Genomic DNA, 16,170 nt, shown 5'->3' on the forward strand with positions numbered 1-16,170 from the left:
TTATTTATACCGATACACAATTCGTGCTTTACTCAAATCATAAGGTGACATTTCCAGCTTTACGCGGTCACCAGGTAAGATTTTAATGTAGTTCATTCGCATCTTACCGGAGATATGCGCAATCACTTCATGCTTGTTTTCCAGTTCTACCCGGAACATCGCATTGGAAAGTGCCTCTACAATAGTGCCGTCCTGTTCAATCGAGGATTGTTTTGCCATATCAGGATTAAGCCGCCGTTTTTTCGTTCATTATTATCGCCATATTCGTATTGGCCGTTACCTCTTCGATGTACTTGAATGTAGTCAAGATCTCGGGCTTACCTTTACGAACAGCTACCGTATGTTCGTAATGAGCAGACGGCTTTCGGTCGGCGGTCCGAATTGTCCAACCATCACGCTCCTGAATGATACCTTTACGGCCAAAGTTCACCATCGGTTCAATAGCTAGCACCATGCCCTCTTTCAGCTTAGGACCCTGGCCCCGGCGTCCATAGTTCGGCACCTCCGGGCTCTCATGCAAGCTCTTGCCTACTCCATGTCCGACTAACTCCCGAACAACTGAGTAACCGAAGTGCTCCACATACGACTGCACCGCGTAGCCTATATCGCCTATCCGGCTACCTTCTACCGCCTTCTCGACACCCAGATAAAGGGACTCTTTTGTGCGGACGAGCAGTTTCCGAATGCCTGTGGTGATTTCACCAATAGGGTATGTATAAGCACTATCGCTATGATACCCATTTAGCTGAACGCCACAGTCGATGGAGATAATATCGCCTTCCTGCAACTCATAGCGACCAGGAATTCCGTGAACCACCACATCGTTTACGGAGATGCACAGCGAAGCGGGAAACTTGTTATACCCCTTAAATGAAGGAATACCGCCGTTATCTCTAATAAACGTTTCTGCTACCTTATCGAGTTCCAGCGTAGTTATACCTGGCCGAATCACTTTTGCCACTTCGGCATGAGCCCGACCCAGCAGATCTCCGCTGATTCTAATCAACTCGATTTCCTGATCACTTTTCAAATATACCATGGTGCCTTCTAACTTCAGGCAGCCACACTTTCAGTGCGGCCTTTTACCCGACCAGACTTCATCAACCCTTCGTACCGGCGCATCAACAGATAACTTTCAATCTGCTGGAGCGTATCCAATACCACACCAACCATAATCAGCAACGACGTACCGCCAAAGAATTGGGCAAAGCCGCTGGTCATACCGAGCAGGTTAGCAATAGCCGGCAAAATAGCTACTACCGCCAGCATAACGGCTCCCGGTAATGTAATATGGTCCAAAACAGTACCGATATACTCGGATGTCTGCAAGCCCGGTTTTACTCCCGGGATGAATCCACCACTGCGCTTCATATCATCGGCAATCTGATTCGGATTTACCGAGATGGCCGTGTAAAAGAACGTAAAGATGATAATCAGCAGGGCAAACAGCAGGTTGTACTGCCATGAGGTATAGGTCTGGAAGACACTTTGTATGTTTGCAGCGAAATCACTCTTCTCCGCAAACAAACCAGCCATAAATGCCGGAATAAACATCAGCGCCTGGGCAAAGATGATCGGCATTACACCAGCCGCATTCAGCTTGAGCGGCAGATACTGACGCTGTCCACCAACCACCTTATTACCAACTACCTGCTTAGCGTACTGAATCGGAATGCGACGTACTGCCTGAGTCAGCAACACAGCTCCCATCACCACAAAGTACAGTGCCACCAGCTCCAGTACGAAAATCAGCAATTGTGAGGTTCCCCGCGACATGGCCTCTCCGGCAATCGCACCCGGAAAACGAGACACGATACCAATCATGATCAGCATGGAGATACCATTACCAATGCCTTTGTCGGTGATGCGCTCACCCAGCCACATACAGAAGATTGTTCCGGCAGTCAGAATGAACACAGAGGTAATGGTAAAGAACCCACGGTCAACCAATAAAGCTTCCGCCGGAATGGTAGTCCGCAGATACGTTAAAGCCTGTACTGCCGTAACAAAAATGGTCAGTACGCGTGTGATCTGATTCAGCTTTTTACGACCTGACTCACCCTCTTTCTGCATTTTCTGAAAATACGGTAACGCCAGCGTAAGCAACTGAATGGCAATAGAGGCCGAGATATACGGCATAATACCCAGTGCAAAGATAGATGCGTTACTGAACGCCCCTCCGAGAAAGGTATCCAGCAGCCCCAGGAGACCTGATGGGCGCAGATTTAAGCGATCCGGATCAACGCCCGGCAGCACGATGTGCGTACCCAGACGAAAAACCGTGATGAACAATAGCGTGTTGAGAATACGGGTTCTCAACTCCTCTATTGAGAATATATTCTTCAGAGTGGTGATGAATCGGTTCATAAATGATCGGTTCGATCGGTGCCTTTATCAGAATTATTGATTCGGCGTTTCTGCTTTTGCTGAACGCTGTAATACGGTTGTTTTACCGCCTGCTTTTTCAATCGCTTCCTTGGCAGATGCAGAGAATGCATTAGCCTGCACTTCTACGGCAGCCGTCAACGTACCACGGTTCAAAACTTTGATCAGGTCGTTCTTGCCGGCCAGACCGTTCTTCTGTAACAACGCAACATCAACCACAGTTGCATTTGTTTTCTCTACCAGGGTTTGAATAATGTCGAGGTTAATCGGCTTATACTCCACGCGGGTCGGGTTGTTAAAACCATACTTTGGAACCCGGCGCTGTAGCGGCATCTGACCACCTTCAAAATGTAATTTCTGGCTATAACCAGACCGGGAGCCGGCCCCTTTGTGACCGCGGGTAGATGTACCGCCCATTCCTGAACCCTGGCCGCGCCCGACTCGCTTGCGCTCTTTAACGGAACCCTTAGCCGGTTTTAAGGTGCTTAAATTCATTGTTCGTCTGATTAAATCTCTTCTACTTTTACCAAGTGCTGTACTTTGCGGATAACACCGGCAGTCGAGTCGTTATACTCCAGCTCGATACTGCGGTTGATCTTCCCTAAGCCCAGCGCCTTTATCGCCAACTTCTGCGTCTGCGGACGCTTAATTGTACTCTTAACCTGCGTAATTTTTACCCGTGCCATTTTTGCTGCGGAAATTTACCCGTTAAAAACCTTGGCCAGTGATACCTGACGCTGGAAAGCTACCTGATGCGGAGCACGCATCTTCAATAAAGCATCAACTGTTGCCTTTACTACGTTGTGCGGGTTAGATGAACCCTTGGATTTTGCCAATACGTCGCGGACTCCGGCACTTTCCAGAACCGCACGCATAGCACCACCAGCAATTACACCTGTTCCCGGAGCGGCCGGCTTCAGCAGCACGAAACCACCGCTGAATTTACCGTGCATTTCGTGCGGTACGGTATGCTTCAGCAGAGGAACCTGAACCAGGTTTTTCTTTGCATCTTCTACCCCTTTGGCAATAGCGTCGGTTACTTCGTTGGCTTTACCCAAACCGAAACCAACCACCCCGTTACCATCTCCAACCACCACGATTGCCGAGAAACTGAATCGACGACCACCTTTTACCACTTTGGCTACCCGATTGATAGCTACTACGCGTTCTTTAAGGTCAGCCTCGTTTACTTTTGAAGGTCTTGCGTTCGTTACCATTCTATTGCTTAGAATTTGAGGCCACCCTCACGGGCTCCGTCGGCCAATGCTTTTACTTTACCGTGGTACAGATACCCGTTCCGGTCGAATACAACAGCGTTGATGTTGCCGGCCATTGCTTTCTCCGCCAGCCGCTGACCTACCTTCTTGGCAGTCTCTACCGTAAAGCCTTCTACTTCGCTTTTCAGATCCTGCGATGAGGCACTTACCAGCGTACGGCCCTGTACATCATCGATCAATTGAGCATAAATTGCTTTATTCGAACGAAAAACGGATAAGCGAGGGCGCTCGGCCGTTCCGGATACTTTAGACCGGATTGAGTATTTAACCCGTTGTCTTCTCTCTTGCTTTGTTGTTGCCATGTTATTTGATACCAACCAAATTGGCTTACTTTATTACTTCTTAGAAGCTGATTTACCAGCTTTCCGACGAACGTTCTCACCGACGAACCGAATACCTTTTCCTTTGTAAGGCTCAACCTTACGCAGCGAACGGATTTTAGCGGCTACATCACCGATAAGTTGCTTGTCAATGCCTTCCAGAATTACTTTCGGGTTCTGACCTTTTTCCGTAACCGCCGTTACTTTTACTTCCGACGGCACAGCTACAAACACGTTGTGCGAATAGCCAAGGTTCAGTTCCAGAACATTATTAGTAACTGAGGCTTTGTAACCTACCCCAATAATCTCCAGATCGGTACGGTAGCCCGTACTCACACCAACAACCATATTGTTTACCAGTGCCCGGTATAAGCCATGCAGCGCTTTGTGGCGCTTCTGCTCGGTTGGGCGGGTAACTTTTATCTGGCCATCTTCGGCTACAACCTTAATATCCGGATCAACCGGTTGGGTCAGGGTGCCTTTCGGTCCTTTTACCGTCACAACGTTGCTGTCGTCAACGGACAACGAAACGCCGGAAGGTATCGCGATTATTTTCTTTCCTACGCGTGACATAATGCTAACTTCACATTAATAAACGTAACACAATACCTCGCCACCTACATTCATGGTACGGGCTTCTTTGTCGGTCATTACCCCTTTTGAGGTAGAGACGATAGCCACGCCCAAACCGTTCAGGATGCGGGGCAGGTGATCGGCCCCCCGGTACTGACGCAAGCCAGGACGGCTTACCCGCTGTAAATCTACAATGGCGGGCTGTTTCGTAACCGGATTGTACTTCAGGGCTATTTTGATAACGCCCTGAGGACCGGTTTCGTCAAATTTGTAGTTCTGTATGAACCCTTTGTCGTACAGAACTTTGGTGATCTCCTTCTTTATATTGGAAGCAGGGATTTCCACAACCCGGTGCTTAGCCCGGATGGCGTTTCTGAGACGGGTCAGATAGTCTGCTATGGGATCTGTATTCATTTCAGCAAGAATTTACCTGCAAACCCCTGTTTCTTAAAAGAGTTTGCAAAATTACGGAAACTGAATTACAAAAGAAAATGATTGGTGCCTACACTTCAGGAAGCGTGTGCTTACCAGCTTGCTTTTGTTACGCCTGGAATTTTACCGGCACCGGCCATTTCCCGGAATGTTACCCGGGAGATACCGAACTTACGCATATAGCCCCGAGGGCGGCCTGTTAGCTTACAACGGTTGTGTAACCGGACCGGAGAGGCATTGCGCGGCAGTTTGTCCAGCCCAAGGTAATCACCGGCAGCCTTCAACGCAGCACGCTTTTGAGCGTATTTGGCAACCAGTCGTTCCCGTTTGCGCTCTCTTGCTTTTACTGATTCTTTAGCCATAAAAAGTTATGCCTTTACAATTTCTTTTAGTTATTTTTTGCTGCTGTCGGCAAAGGGAAGTCCCAGGGCTTTCAGCAGTTCCAGACTTTCGGCGTCGGTTTCAGCGGTGGTCACAAATGTGATGTCCATACCCGAAATCCGGTTTACCTTTTCAATACTGATTTCGGGGAATATGATCTGCTCCTTTACCCCAAAGGTATAGTTACCGCGTCCATCGAACCCTTTGTCACTGATGCCCCGGAAATCACGCACGCGCGGCAGAGCAACTGACGTTAACCGATCCAGAAATTCATACATCCGGTTGCCACGCAGCGTTACTTTCGCTCCAATAGGCATTCCTTCACGCAGTTTGAAGTTAGATACGGCTTTCTTAGAGATGGTAGCAACGGCTTTCTGACCCGTAATCATAGTCAGCTCCTCTACCCCTACGTCTACTAACTTCTTATCAGCTACGGCAGCCCCGATCCCTTTGTTGATAACAATCTTGCTCAGTCTCGGTACCTGCATCACAGATTTGTACTGAAACTTGTTACTCAACTGAGGGACTACCTCATTTACATATTTTTCTTTTAATCTTGGCGTTGCCACGTTCTGATGTCGTTTAAAGATGTCAGCTAACCAAACTCCGATTAGATGAAGTTGCCGGACTTCTTTGAGTACCGCTGCAATTTCCCTTTATCATTCAGGCGACGTCCCGTACGGGTTGCCTCACCGGTGGCGGGATCTACAACCATCAGGTTACTGATGTGGATAGAGCCTTCTACCTTTTCCAGGCTGCCCTGCGGATTAGCAGCCGTCGGCTTCAAATGCTTGGTTATCATGTTGACGCCTTCTACTACCGCCCTGTCTTTCTCAACCAGGACCTGCTTTACAACACCAGTCTGACCTTTTGAGTTGCCGGAGATTACTTTTACCGTATCACCGGTCTTGATATGAAACTTATGACGTTCTGTCTTCTTTTCCATACTTAAAGCACCTCCGGAGCTAACGATACAATTTTCATAAACTGCTTCTCACGCAATTCGCGGGCTACCGGTCCGAAGATCCGCGTACCGCGTGGTTCGTCGTTGTTGTTCAGCAGAACAGCCGCGTTATCCTCAAAACGGATATACGAACCATCTTTCCGACGAACTTCTTTCTTCGTCCGCACGACTACGGCTTTTGATACCGTACCCTTTTTCATGTTGCTGGACGACAGCGCCGACTTGACCGTGACCACGATTTTATCACCCACCGAGGCATACCGCTTGCCCGTTCCGCCCAAGACGCGGATAACAAGCACTTCTTTGGCGCCACTGTTATCGGCTACACTTAGTCTTGATTCTTGCTGTACCATGGCTTATTTCGCCTTTTCAATGATTTCGACTAATCTCCAACGCTTGTTCTTGCTCAGCGGACGAGTCTCCATGATCCGGACCGTATCGCCAATGCTACAATCGTTATTCTCGTCATGCGCCATAAACTTCTTCGTCTTGTGCATGAACTTTCCGTACATCGGATGCTTTACCTTCCGGTCAACCGACACCGTGATGGTTTTCTCCATCTTGTTGCTGACCACGCGCCCGATCCGCTCTTTTCTTACGTTTCTCTCTTGTTCCATAATTCAGTACAGGAATGAGTGAAGTCCTTAGCTGTTTTGTGTCTGGCGCGTCTTCAGAGTCAACTCCGTGTACAGACGAGCGATGAGTTTGCGGCTCTCACGGATGCGCATCGGATTTTCGACGGGGGAGATCGCGTGGGCAAACTTCAGTTTCAGCAGTCGTTCTTTCTCTGCATTAATCTGCTCCTGCAGTTGCTCTACAGATAATGCTTTAATTTCGTTCTTTTTCATGACAACCGATTTGGAAAAAGTACGCTGGGTTAATCTTCAACTTCTTGGTAATCCCGGCGTACGACAAACTTGGTTCGAACCGGCAGTTTCTGAGCCGCCAAACGCAGCGCTTCACTCGCCGTGGCCAAGTCAACTCCGGTTGCTTCAAACATTATGGTTCCTGGTTTTACAACCGCTACCCAGTACTCGGGAGCTCCTTTACCTTTACCCATCCGAACTTCGGCCGGCTTCTTGGTAATTGGCTTATCAGGGAAGATACGAATCCAAACCTGACCTTCCCGTTTCATCGCCCGCGTTACAGAAATACGGGCTGCTTCAATCTGACGTGCCGTAATCCAGCCTGCCTCCAGGGATTTGATGGCGAATGTACCAAATGCTATCTGGTGACCCCGCGTGGCAAGTCCTTTAACCCGGCCTTTGTGCTGCTTACGAAACTTGGTTCTTCTTGGCTGTAACATCGCTACTCAATGCTTATGATAGGGCTATCAAGCCTTTCGGTTATCTTCTATTACCACCGCCACGGTTTCCACCACCACGGTTGTTTCCACCGCCACCACGACGGTCTCCGCCACGGTCACCACCGCGCTCGTTGCGGTTCCGGCCACGGTCACCACCTTCGCGGTCACCGCGTCCACGGCGATCGCCACGGTCGCCACCACCACGCTCGTTGCTACGCTCGCCGGCTGCGGCTGCAGTCGCCATTGCGGCAGGAGTCAGGTCACGCTTGCCATACACTTCACCTTTGAATACCCAAACCTTTATACCGATTTTACCGTATACCGTTTGTGCTTCAGAGATAGCGTAGTCGATGTCGGCCCGCAGAGTATGCAGAGGCACCCGACCTTCTTTGTACTGCTCAGTACGTGCCATCTCGGCACCACCTAACCGACCGGATACTTTCACTTTGATACCCTGAGCACCAACCCGCATGGCGGAGTTGATGGCCTGCTTCATAGCCCGACGGTACGAAATCCGCGCTTCCAGCTGCTGAGCAATGGCTTCGCCGATCAGTTTGGCATCAATCTCCGGACGCTTAATCTCAAAGATGTTGATCTGAACGTCCTTGCCGGTAATCTTCTTGAGCTCTTCTTTGATCTTATCGACCTCACCACCGCCTTTACCGATAACAATACCCGGACGAGCCGTATGAATCGTTAAGGTGATCCGCTTCAGTGTCCGCTCTATAACTACCCGGGCGATAGCCCCTTTCGGGATACGCGCCTGGATATATTTTCTGATTTTTTCGTCTTCAATCAGTTTATCGGAAAACTCCTTGCCGCCATACCAGCTTGACTCCCATCCTTTGACGATGCCAAGCCGAAGGCCTACCGGGTTAACTTTCTGTCCCATTCCGTGTTATTCGTTTTCAGATGTTTCCGTATTCAGTTCGATTGCGGGCTGAGCATTCGCGCTGTCAATCACAATAGTGATGTGATTTGACCGTTTCCGGATCCGGTGACCACGTCCCTGCGGAGCAGGCCGCAGACGCTTCAGCATCGGACCTCCGTCTACAAAGATGGTCTTGATGAACAAGTCAGCTTCCTCAATACGAACATCTTCATTCTTCTGCTGCCAGTTAGCTACTGCCGAAAGCAGCACTTTCTGCAGCGTGGCAGCTCCGGACTGGGGCTGATACCGCAGGATACCCAAAGCCTGGCTTACTCTCTGGCCGCGGATCAGATCGGCAATCAACCGCATCTTACGGGGAGAGGTGGGTACATTTCTCAGCTTTGCTATTGCTTCCATTTTAGTCTTCAGTTTGCAGTGGGCAGTCTGCAGTAAAGCGTAGGTCTACTGCCTACTGTCTACTGCCTACTGCCTACTAACTTTATCTCTTGCCCTTGTCTTTCTTCGCAACGTGACCCCGGAAATTACGGGTAGGTGCAAACTCGCCGAGCTTATGCCCTACCATGTTTTCCGTTACGTACACCGGAATAAATTTATTGCCGTTGTGGACAGCAAACGTGTGACCCACGAAATCCGGTGAAATCATCGAACGGCGAGACCAGGTCTTGATAACTGACTTTTTGCCCGAGTCATTCATGGTCTGAACCTTGTTGTCCAGACGAAAGTCTATATAAGGGCCTTTCTTTAGTGAACGTGCCATTTATCTGTTACTTTTTCCTTCTGCTAATAATCAGCTTGTTCGATTGCTTCTTCGGGCTGCGGGTTTTCTTACCCTTCGCATACAGACCAGTCCGTGAACGCGGGTGACCACCGGATGCCCGGCCTTCACCACCACCCATTGGGTGATCGATCGGGTTCATGGCCACACCCCGTACGCGGGGACGAATACCCAGCCAACGATTCCGACCGGCTTTACCAATCGTTACGTTCATGTGGTCGGGGTTCGATACGGAACCAACCGTAGCCTGGCAGACAGACAGGACCATCCGCATTTCGCCTGACGGCATTCGCAGAACGGCATACTTATCTTCACGAGCTACTAACTGAGCGTATGTACCGGCACTACGGGCCAGCACGCCACCTTTACCGGGCTGCATTTCGATATTGTGTACGATGGTACCAATCGGCATAGAGCCCAGCGGCAGCGCATTTCCTACATCCGGCGTAGCCTCGGCACCCGCCAGGATCTGCTGACCCACGGTAAGGCCCTGCGGAGCCAGGATATAGCGCTTTTCACCATCGGTATATTCGATCAGGGCAATACGCGCCGAACGGTTCGGATCGTATTCGATCGTCGCTACAGTACCTGGAATACCCGTTTTATTACGTTTGAAGTCGATAATCCGGTAGTGCCGCTTGTGACCACCACCAATGTATCGCATGGTCCGACGGCCCTGGCTGTTCCGGCCACCCGATTTCTTCAACGGGGCCAACAGGCTCTTCTCCGGCTTGTCGGTTGTTATCTCCGCGAAGTCAGGGGCAACCCGAAAGCGCTGACTCGGCGTTGTTGGTTTAAGTTTCTTAACTCCCATGGTTCTATATTACATTGTCCAACCAACCTGCTTATACTTCAGCGTAGATATCGATTACTTCGCCTTCGGCAACGGTAACGATAGCTTTCTTGGTGGTTGAGGTGGTACCTGTTACAATACGACCGTTTACGTTCTTCGATTTTTTCTTACCAAGCTGACGTAGGGTACGAACACCCTCTACGCGTACGCCGTACATTTTTTCAACTGCCTTGCGGATCTCTACTTTGTTCGCTTTCAGATCAACTTCGAAGGCATACTGACCTTTCTTATTCAGGTCAGTCATTTTCTCTGTCAGGATCGGTCTCTTTAATACGCTCATGATTATTTCTCCAGTAGAGTTTGCAGTCTGTTCAGCGCTTCCGTGCTGATCAGCAGTTGATCGGCATTCATCAGGTCGTAGGTAGTTACCTGAGTGGCGGTAGTTACTTTCGCTTTCGGTACATTCCGGCCCGACAGCACTACATTCTTGTCGACATCCGGCAGAATCAGCAGCGTCTTCCGATCAGCGGCCGACAGGGCGTTCAGCATCTCGATATATGACTTGGTCCGGGGTGCTTCAAACGTAAAGTCTTCCAGCACTGATACATTGTTGGCCTGCGCCTTTGCGGCCAGCGCCGAGATCCGCGCCAGTGATTTTACTTTCTTATTTAGCTTAAAGCTATAATCGCGGGGACGGGGACCGAAAATCCGGCCACCACCCACAAATACCGGTGATTTAATGCTACCGGCACGGGCTCCACCAGTACCTTTCTGCTTCTTGATCTTGCGGGTAGAGTGATTGATTTCTGCCCGCTCTTTCGCCTTATGAGTTCCTTGACGCTGGTTAGCCAGATACTGCTTAACGTCCAGGTAAATCGCGTGCGTGTTGGGTTCGATACCGAAAATTTCTTCCGGCAGCGTTACCTTCTTGCCCGTATCCTCCCCCTTGCTGTTATATACGACTACTTCCATGACCTTACTTCTCGATAATTACGAATGAATTCTTGGCACCCGGAACTGAACCACTAATAACCAGCAGATTTTGTTCGGGCAACACTCTCAACACACGGAGGTTTTGCACCTTTACCCGATTACCGCCCATGCGGCCGGCCATACGGATGCCTTTGAATACGCGCGAAGGGAACGAGCACGCACCAATAGAACCTGGGTGACGCTGGCGGTTGTGCTGACCGTGTGTCTGGCCACCAACCCCACCGAAACCATGACGTTTAACTACCCCCTGGAAGCCGCGGCCTTTGGCAGTGCCCACAACATCCACGAAGTCGCCTTCGCCGAATACATCAGCTACCGCTAATGTATCGCCTAAGTTGAACTCCCGGTCGAATTCCTTAAACTCAACCAGTTTGCGCTTTGGGGTCGTACCGGCCTTCTTGAAGTGGCCCAGCAGCGGACCATTCGTGCGCTTCTCTTTCTTTTCGCCGTAACCCAACTGAACAGCGGCATAGCCGTCTTTATCTTCAGTTTTTACTTGTGTTACGACGCAGGGACCCGTTTCGATAACTGTACATGCCAGAGCCTGCCCGTCCGCATTGTACACGCTGGTCATCCCTATCTTTTTTCCAATCAAACCAGACATATTTGTTTGTTACTAAAAAGCAGGTAAAATGAATAAATGTTAAGTCCGTAAAAACGGAGTGCAAAGTTAGACAGATTAAAACTAGTATCCAAGCTGTATCTGTCTTATTCTCAACTAATCCGGCGTAAACAAAGAAGGTCAGGTGTAGTACACCTGACCTCTTGTGGCAGCACACACTCCCGAAGGAGTTCGCTTACCTAAAAGTCAGATGTGGTTTCCCGAAAGACCTTCATCCGAATATGTCGGAAGCCGTTGAGACGGCCGTTACTTACACTTTTATCTCTACGTCGACACCGCTGGGCAGTTCCAGCTTCATGAGGGCATCTACTGTCTTGGCACTGGTTGAGTAAATGTCTACCAGCCGCTTATAGGTGCAAAGTTGGAACTGTTCCCGCGACTTCTTGTTCACGTGGGGAGACCGCAGTACCGTGTAAATTTCTTTGTCGGTCGGCAAAGGAATCGGACCGCTTACAATAGCACCCGTAGCTTTTACCGCCTTTACAATTTTCTCCGAAGATTTATCAACCAGGTTATGGTCGAACGACTTCAGCTTAATGCGAATTTTTTGGTTCATGATAATTAGTGAGATTCCGAAACGACTATGTCCCCGAAAGAACCATTTGCTCCGTTGACATAAAAATCGGGTGGCGAAGTTAGCTATTTGCCACCCGATTGTCAAATTTATTTTGGTGCTTTACGCAGTTACTGTGCCTTTCGACTTAGAAACTACCGTTTCAGCAATGTTCTGCGGTACTATTTCGTAGTGCGAGAACGTCAGGTTAGCCGTGGCCCGGCCGGAAGACATCGTCCGCAGGTCAGTTACATAGCCGAACAGTTCCGACAGCGGAACGTCTGCCTTAATAACCTGTGAGCCGGCGCGGGAGTCCATACCTTTCATGATACCCCGGCGACGGTTCAGGTCACCCGTGATGGGGCCAGTATATTCTTCCGGTGTCAGTACTTCAACGGCCATGATTGGCTCCAGCAGTTTCGGACCGGCATGACGGGCAGCCTCGCGGAAACCGATACGAGCGGCCAATTCGAACGACAGTGAGTCGGAGTCAACATCGTGGTACGAACCGTGGAACAGACGAACTTTCATAGAATCCAGCGGATAACCAGCCAGCGGGCCATTTACCATCGCTTCCTGAAAGCCTTTCTGTACCGCCGGAATGAATTCGCGGGGAATTACACCACCCACAATCGCATTCTCAAATTCCAGACCAGGCTTACCCTCTTCGCCCGGCATAATTTCAAACACGATATCGGCAAACTTACCGCGACCACCCGTCTGCTTTTTGTATACTTCGCGATGCTCAAATTTCTTGGTCAGCGTTTCTTTATAAGCCACCTGCGGAGCACCCTGGTTTACTTCCACCTTAAACTCACGACGCATACGGTCGATGATAATTTCAAGGTGCAATTCACCCATACCCCGAATAATGGTCTGACCTGTCTCTTCGTTACTCTCGACTTTCAGCGTCGGATCTTCTTCGATCAGCTTACCGATAGCTTTTGAGAAGTTATCCTGATCGGCCGACTTCTTCGGCTCGATAGCATAACCAATAACCGGATCCGGGAAGAGCATAGACTCCAGGACAATCGGGTTCTTCTCTTCACACAGGGTATCGCCGGTTTTAATATCCTTGAAGCCTACAACGGCACCAATATCACCTGCCCGTAGTTTATCAATCTGGTTTTGCTTGTTGGCGTGCATCTGGAAGATACGGGAAATCCGCTCTTTGTTACCAGAACGCGTATTCAGTACGTAGGAGCCGGAGTCAAGCGCACCGGAGTACACTCGAACGAAGCACAGACGGCCCACGTAAGGGTCAGTAGCAATCTTGAACGCCAGCGCTGCAAACGGATCTGACTCCGACGGGTGACGCACTACTTCCTGATCCGTATTGGGGTTTGTACCTTTGATTTCGGGCTTGTCGAGCGGTGAGGGCAACAGGGCCATCACATAATCGAGCATCGTCTGAACGCCTTTGTTTTTAAATGAAGACCCACAAAGCATCGGTACCACCTTCATGGCAATAGTTGCTTCGCGGAGCGCTTTCAGGATTTCGTCTTCGGTAATGGAAGTCGGGGCCTCAAAGTATTTCTCCATCAGCGTATCATCAAATTCAGCAACGGCTTCGAGCAGCTTTTCGCGCCATTCCGTTGCTTCTTCGATCATATCGTCAGGGATGGGAACCTCCGTGAAGGTCATGCCTTTATCGTGTTCATTCCAGACAATACCACGGAAGTTAACCAGATCAACTACGCCTTTAAAATTGTCTTCGGCACCAATCGGCAACTGAAGAGGAACAGCGTGGCTACCCAGCATTTCTCGTACCTGCTTTACTACATTCAGGAAGTCAGCACCGGCCCGGTCCATTTTATTAACGAAGCCCAGACGGGCTACGTTGTAGTTGTTAGCCAGACGCCAGTTGGTTTCTGACTGTGGCTCAACACCATCCACGGCACTGAACAGAAACACCAGCCCATCCAATACACGCAGTGAACGGTTAACCTCAACCGTAAAATCCACGTGACCCGGCGTGTCAATGATGTTTACATGATAGTTTTCATCCCGGTACTTCCAGTTAACGGTAGTAGCAGCAGAGGTGATGGTGATACCACGCTCCTGCTCCTGCTCCATCCAGTCCATGGTAGCGGCACCTTCGTGTACTTCTCCGATTTTGTGGCTTACCCCGGCGTAGTACAGAATACGCTCCGTCGTGGTCGTCTTGCCAGCATCGATGTGGGCAGCGATACCGATATTACGTAGGTATCGAAGATCAGTTGCCATATAGTTTTGTGTTACTTGATTTTGCTTGTTGAGACAAAAAGTGGAAGCTGGTTGATCAGCATAAACACTTTTGTAAATCAGGACGCAAAATTACTAAAAATCAATGAAAAAACAAATGCCTGATTCGAATCTACCTGAAGATTAATGTATAGTTAATCAAGCTCTTTGGCATTCCTTACCAGTTTTACGTAAAAACAAAAGCCTCCCGAGGTGGAAGGCTTTTGTACAGTATTTTGCCTACTAAATTAGAAGCGGAAATGAGAGAACGCTTTGTTAGCTTCTGCCATCCGGTGCGTATCGTCCTTCTTTTTCACAGCAGCGCCTTCACCTTTTGAAGCGGCAATAATTTCGGCAGCCAGCCGATCGACCATGGTTTTTTCTCCACGTGACCGGGCATACTTGATCAGCCACTTCATGCCTACTGACACTTTGCGATCCGGACGCACTTCCGTCGGAACCTGGAAGGTAGCACCACCTACCCGGCGGCTTTTTACCTCTACCGATGGCATTACGTTATTCAGTGCCTTTTTCCAGATCTCCAGACCATTGTCGTTCGTCCGTTTTTCAACAACGGCCAATGCATCATAGAAAATGGTATAGGCAATGCTTTTCTTGCCCTCATACATGAGGTTATTCACAAACTTGGTTACCAGCACTTCCTTGTATTTAGGATCCGGCAACACATATCTTTTGGGCGGTTTAGCCTTTCTCATGGATCTTCAGATTTTTGATCTTACTCTGGGCGCAGCGGTCCTGCACTCAGTTTAAACCTTGTTAATGATTACTTCTTTTTACCTTTTGCCGGTGCACCTTTTCCACCTTTCGCAGCTGGTGCCTGACCTGGCTTCGGACGCTTGGTTCCGTACTTAGAGCGAGCCTGCAAACGGCCGTTTACACCGGCAGTATCCAGGGCTCCCCGGATGATGTGATAACGCACACCCGGCAAATCTTTTACCCGGCCACCGCGAATCAGCACGATCGAGTGCTCTTGCAGGTTGTGACCTTCGCCCGGTATGTAGGCGTTCACTTCTTTCCCGTTCGTCAGGCGAACACGAGCTACTTTGCGCAGAGCCGAGTTCGGCTTCTTAGGGGTCGTGGTATATACCCGCGTACATACGCCCCGGCGCTGCGGGCACGCATCCAAAGCCGGTGATTTAGACTTAAATTCCAGCTTCTCTCTGCCCTTTCTAACTAATTGTTGTATGGTAGGCATTTAACTTGATTGTTTACAAAAACGATAGTCCTCTCGAATTTCGGACTGCAAAATTAGACAAAATGTCTTGAAAACCAAAAGCAAACCGGCGAATTAATTTGCTCGTGTTGCTTTATGCTTCCCCTACCGGCCCGCCAAAACCGGTCGGGAACCGGAACGAATCGTCTGCCTGGCGAATGGTCCCGAAGTTTTCTTCATACTTCCGGATGTTCTCCTTCAACGCGGCCAACAGCCGTTTGGCATGCTCCGGCGTCAGGATGATCCGCGACTTCACTTTCGCTTTCGGAATACCCGGCATCAGCCGGATAAAGTCCAGAATAAACTCACTGTTAGAGTGAGCAATCATGGCCAGATTGGCGTAAATGCCTTCGGCAATGTCTTCTGACAACTCAACATCAATCGATCCTTCGGGATTAGGCTGCTCCATTTCCATAATTACGTGTCTGTTTAGGACTGATTAGCAAA

The 16,170-nt window shown here is 49.6% G+C and carries 28 protein-coding genes; all 28 read right to left on the reverse strand.

The window, feature by feature from the left end:
* A complete protein-coding gene (gene infA, locus ABD931_RS13835) occupies positions 1–219 on the reverse strand; it encodes a translation initiation factor IF-1 (protein WP_345249131.1) in 219 nt (72 codons plus the stop codon).
* 7 nt (positions 220–226) lie between these two features.
* Entirely contained in the window at positions 227–1,039 is an 813-nt protein-coding gene (gene map, locus ABD931_RS13840; protein WP_345268059.1) for a type I methionyl aminopeptidase, read from the reverse strand.
* A gap of 14 nt (positions 1,040–1,053) precedes the next feature.
* The gene (secY, locus tag ABD931_RS13845) at positions 1,054–2,367 is read right to left on the reverse strand and encodes a preprotein translocase subunit SecY (protein WP_345268061.1); all 1,314 of its coding nucleotides are present in this window, start codon (positions 2,365–2,367) and stop codon (positions 1,054–1,056) included.
* Positions 2,368–2,400: 33 nt separating this feature from the next.
* Positions 2,401–2,880, reverse strand: a complete 480-nt coding sequence (gene rplO, locus ABD931_RS13850; protein ID WP_345268063.1) for a 50S ribosomal protein L15 — start codon at positions 2,878–2,880, stop codon at positions 2,401–2,403.
* Positions 2,881–2,891: 11 nt separating this feature from the next.
* Positions 2,892–3,071: a 50S ribosomal protein L30 gene (gene rpmD, locus ABD931_RS13855; protein ID WP_345268065.1), complete on the reverse strand. Its 180-nt coding sequence runs from the start codon at positions 3,069–3,071 to the stop codon at positions 2,892–2,894.
* Positions 3,072–3,086: 15 nt separating this feature from the next.
* A complete protein-coding gene (rpsE, locus tag ABD931_RS13860; RefSeq protein ID WP_345268067.1) occupies positions 3,087–3,602 on the reverse strand; it encodes a 30S ribosomal protein S5 in 516 nt (171 codons plus the stop codon).
* 8 nt (positions 3,603–3,610) lie between these two features.
* Positions 3,611–3,964 carry a 50S ribosomal protein L18 gene (gene rplR, locus ABD931_RS13865; protein ID WP_345268069.1) on the reverse strand — a complete coding sequence of 118 codons (354 nt, stop codon included), beginning with the start codon at positions 3,962–3,964 and terminating at the stop codon, positions 3,611–3,613.
* Positions 3,965–3,997: 33 nt separating this feature from the next.
* The gene (rplF, locus tag ABD931_RS13870) at positions 3,998–4,555 is read right to left on the reverse strand and encodes a 50S ribosomal protein L6 (RefSeq protein WP_345268071.1); all 558 of its coding nucleotides are present in this window, start codon (positions 4,553–4,555) and stop codon (positions 3,998–4,000) included.
* A gap of 15 nt (positions 4,556–4,570) precedes the next feature.
* Entirely contained in the window at positions 4,571–4,969 is a 399-nt protein-coding gene (gene rpsH / locus ABD931_RS13875; protein ID WP_345268073.1) for a 30S ribosomal protein S8, read from the reverse strand.
* 110 nt (positions 4,970–5,079) lie between these two features.
* Positions 5,080–5,349 carry a 30S ribosomal protein S14 gene (gene rpsN, locus ABD931_RS13880; RefSeq protein WP_345268076.1) on the reverse strand — a complete coding sequence of 90 codons (270 nt, stop codon included), beginning with the start codon at positions 5,347–5,349 and terminating at the stop codon, positions 5,080–5,082.
* A gap of 30 nt (positions 5,350–5,379) precedes the next feature.
* A complete protein-coding gene (gene rplE / locus ABD931_RS13885; RefSeq protein WP_345268077.1) occupies positions 5,380–5,937 on the reverse strand; it encodes a 50S ribosomal protein L5 in 558 nt (185 codons plus the stop codon).
* 41 nt (positions 5,938–5,978) lie between these two features.
* Positions 5,979–6,314 (reverse strand): 50S ribosomal protein L24, encoded by a 336-nt coding sequence (gene rplX / locus ABD931_RS13890; RefSeq protein WP_345268079.1) that lies wholly within the window; start codon positions 6,312–6,314, stop codon positions 5,979–5,981.
* A gap of 2 nt (positions 6,315–6,316) precedes the next feature.
* A complete protein-coding gene (gene rplN, locus ABD931_RS13895) occupies positions 6,317–6,685 on the reverse strand; it encodes a 50S ribosomal protein L14 (RefSeq protein WP_345249105.1) in 369 nt (122 codons plus the stop codon).
* 3 nt (positions 6,686–6,688) lie between these two features.
* Positions 6,689–6,949 (reverse strand): 30S ribosomal protein S17, encoded by a 261-nt coding sequence (rpsQ, locus tag ABD931_RS13900; RefSeq protein WP_345268082.1) that lies wholly within the window; start codon positions 6,947–6,949, stop codon positions 6,689–6,691.
* 27 nt (positions 6,950–6,976) lie between these two features.
* Positions 6,977–7,180 (reverse strand): 50S ribosomal protein L29, encoded by a 204-nt coding sequence (rpmC, locus tag ABD931_RS13905; protein ID WP_345249101.1) that lies wholly within the window; start codon positions 7,178–7,180, stop codon positions 6,977–6,979.
* A gap of 29 nt (positions 7,181–7,209) precedes the next feature.
* Positions 7,210–7,638 carry a 50S ribosomal protein L16 gene (rplP, locus tag ABD931_RS13910; RefSeq protein WP_345268084.1) on the reverse strand — a complete coding sequence of 143 codons (429 nt, stop codon included), beginning with the start codon at positions 7,636–7,638 and terminating at the stop codon, positions 7,210–7,212.
* 40 nt (positions 7,639–7,678) lie between these two features.
* Complete coding sequence (rpsC, locus tag ABD931_RS13915) at positions 7,679–8,530, reverse strand: 30S ribosomal protein S3 (protein ID WP_345268086.1); 852 nt, start codon at positions 8,528–8,530, stop codon at positions 7,679–7,681.
* A 6-nt stretch (positions 8,531–8,536) separates the two neighbouring features.
* Complete coding sequence (gene rplV, locus ABD931_RS13920) at positions 8,537–8,926, reverse strand: 50S ribosomal protein L22 (RefSeq protein ID WP_345268088.1); 390 nt, start codon at positions 8,924–8,926, stop codon at positions 8,537–8,539.
* 82 nt (positions 8,927–9,008) lie between these two features.
* The gene (gene rpsS / locus ABD931_RS13925) at positions 9,009–9,287 is read right to left on the reverse strand and encodes a 30S ribosomal protein S19 (RefSeq protein ID WP_345249093.1); all 279 of its coding nucleotides are present in this window, start codon (positions 9,285–9,287) and stop codon (positions 9,009–9,011) included.
* Positions 9,288–9,294: 7 nt separating this feature from the next.
* A complete protein-coding gene (gene rplB / locus ABD931_RS13930; protein ID WP_345268090.1) occupies positions 9,295–10,119 on the reverse strand; it encodes a 50S ribosomal protein L2 in 825 nt (274 codons plus the stop codon).
* A 31-nt stretch (positions 10,120–10,150) separates the two neighbouring features.
* Complete coding sequence (gene rplW / locus ABD931_RS13935; protein ID WP_345268092.1) at positions 10,151–10,438, reverse strand: 50S ribosomal protein L23; 288 nt, start codon at positions 10,436–10,438, stop codon at positions 10,151–10,153.
* Between the two features lie 2 nt (positions 10,439–10,440).
* Positions 10,441–11,070 (reverse strand): 50S ribosomal protein L4, encoded by a 630-nt coding sequence (gene rplD, locus ABD931_RS13940; RefSeq protein WP_345268094.1) that lies wholly within the window; start codon positions 11,068–11,070, stop codon positions 10,441–10,443.
* Between the two features lie 4 nt (positions 11,071–11,074).
* Complete coding sequence (rplC, locus tag ABD931_RS13945; RefSeq protein ID WP_345268096.1) at positions 11,075–11,695, reverse strand: 50S ribosomal protein L3; 621 nt, start codon at positions 11,693–11,695, stop codon at positions 11,075–11,077.
* 268 nt (positions 11,696–11,963) lie between these two features.
* On the reverse strand, positions 11,964–12,269 hold the full coding sequence (gene rpsJ / locus ABD931_RS13950) for a 30S ribosomal protein S10 (protein WP_345249083.1): 306 nt from the start codon (positions 12,267–12,269) through the stop codon (positions 11,964–11,966).
* 120 nt (positions 12,270–12,389) lie between these two features.
* Positions 12,390–14,492, reverse strand: coding sequence for an elongation factor G (fusA, locus tag ABD931_RS13955; RefSeq protein WP_345268098.1), 2,103 nt, complete (start codon positions 14,490–14,492; stop codon positions 12,390–12,392).
* A 245-nt stretch (positions 14,493–14,737) separates the two neighbouring features.
* Positions 14,738–15,205 carry a 30S ribosomal protein S7 gene (rpsG, locus tag ABD931_RS13960; RefSeq protein WP_345249079.1) on the reverse strand — a complete coding sequence of 156 codons (468 nt, stop codon included), beginning with the start codon at positions 15,203–15,205 and terminating at the stop codon, positions 14,738–14,740.
* A gap of 68 nt (positions 15,206–15,273) precedes the next feature.
* Complete coding sequence (gene rpsL / locus ABD931_RS13965; protein WP_345249077.1) at positions 15,274–15,705, reverse strand: 30S ribosomal protein S12; 432 nt, start codon at positions 15,703–15,705, stop codon at positions 15,274–15,276.
* A 112-nt stretch (positions 15,706–15,817) separates the two neighbouring features.
* On the reverse strand, positions 15,818–16,138 hold the full coding sequence (locus tag ABD931_RS13970) for a DUF3467 domain-containing protein (RefSeq protein ID WP_345268100.1): 321 nt from the start codon (positions 16,136–16,138) through the stop codon (positions 15,818–15,820).
* Between the last annotated feature and the right edge of the window lie 32 nt (positions 16,139–16,170).

The organism is Nibrella viscosa (assembly GCF_039541875.1).
In the GTDB taxonomy this organism is placed as follows: domain Bacteria; phylum Bacteroidota; class Bacteroidia; order Cytophagales; family Spirosomataceae; genus Nibrella; species Nibrella viscosa.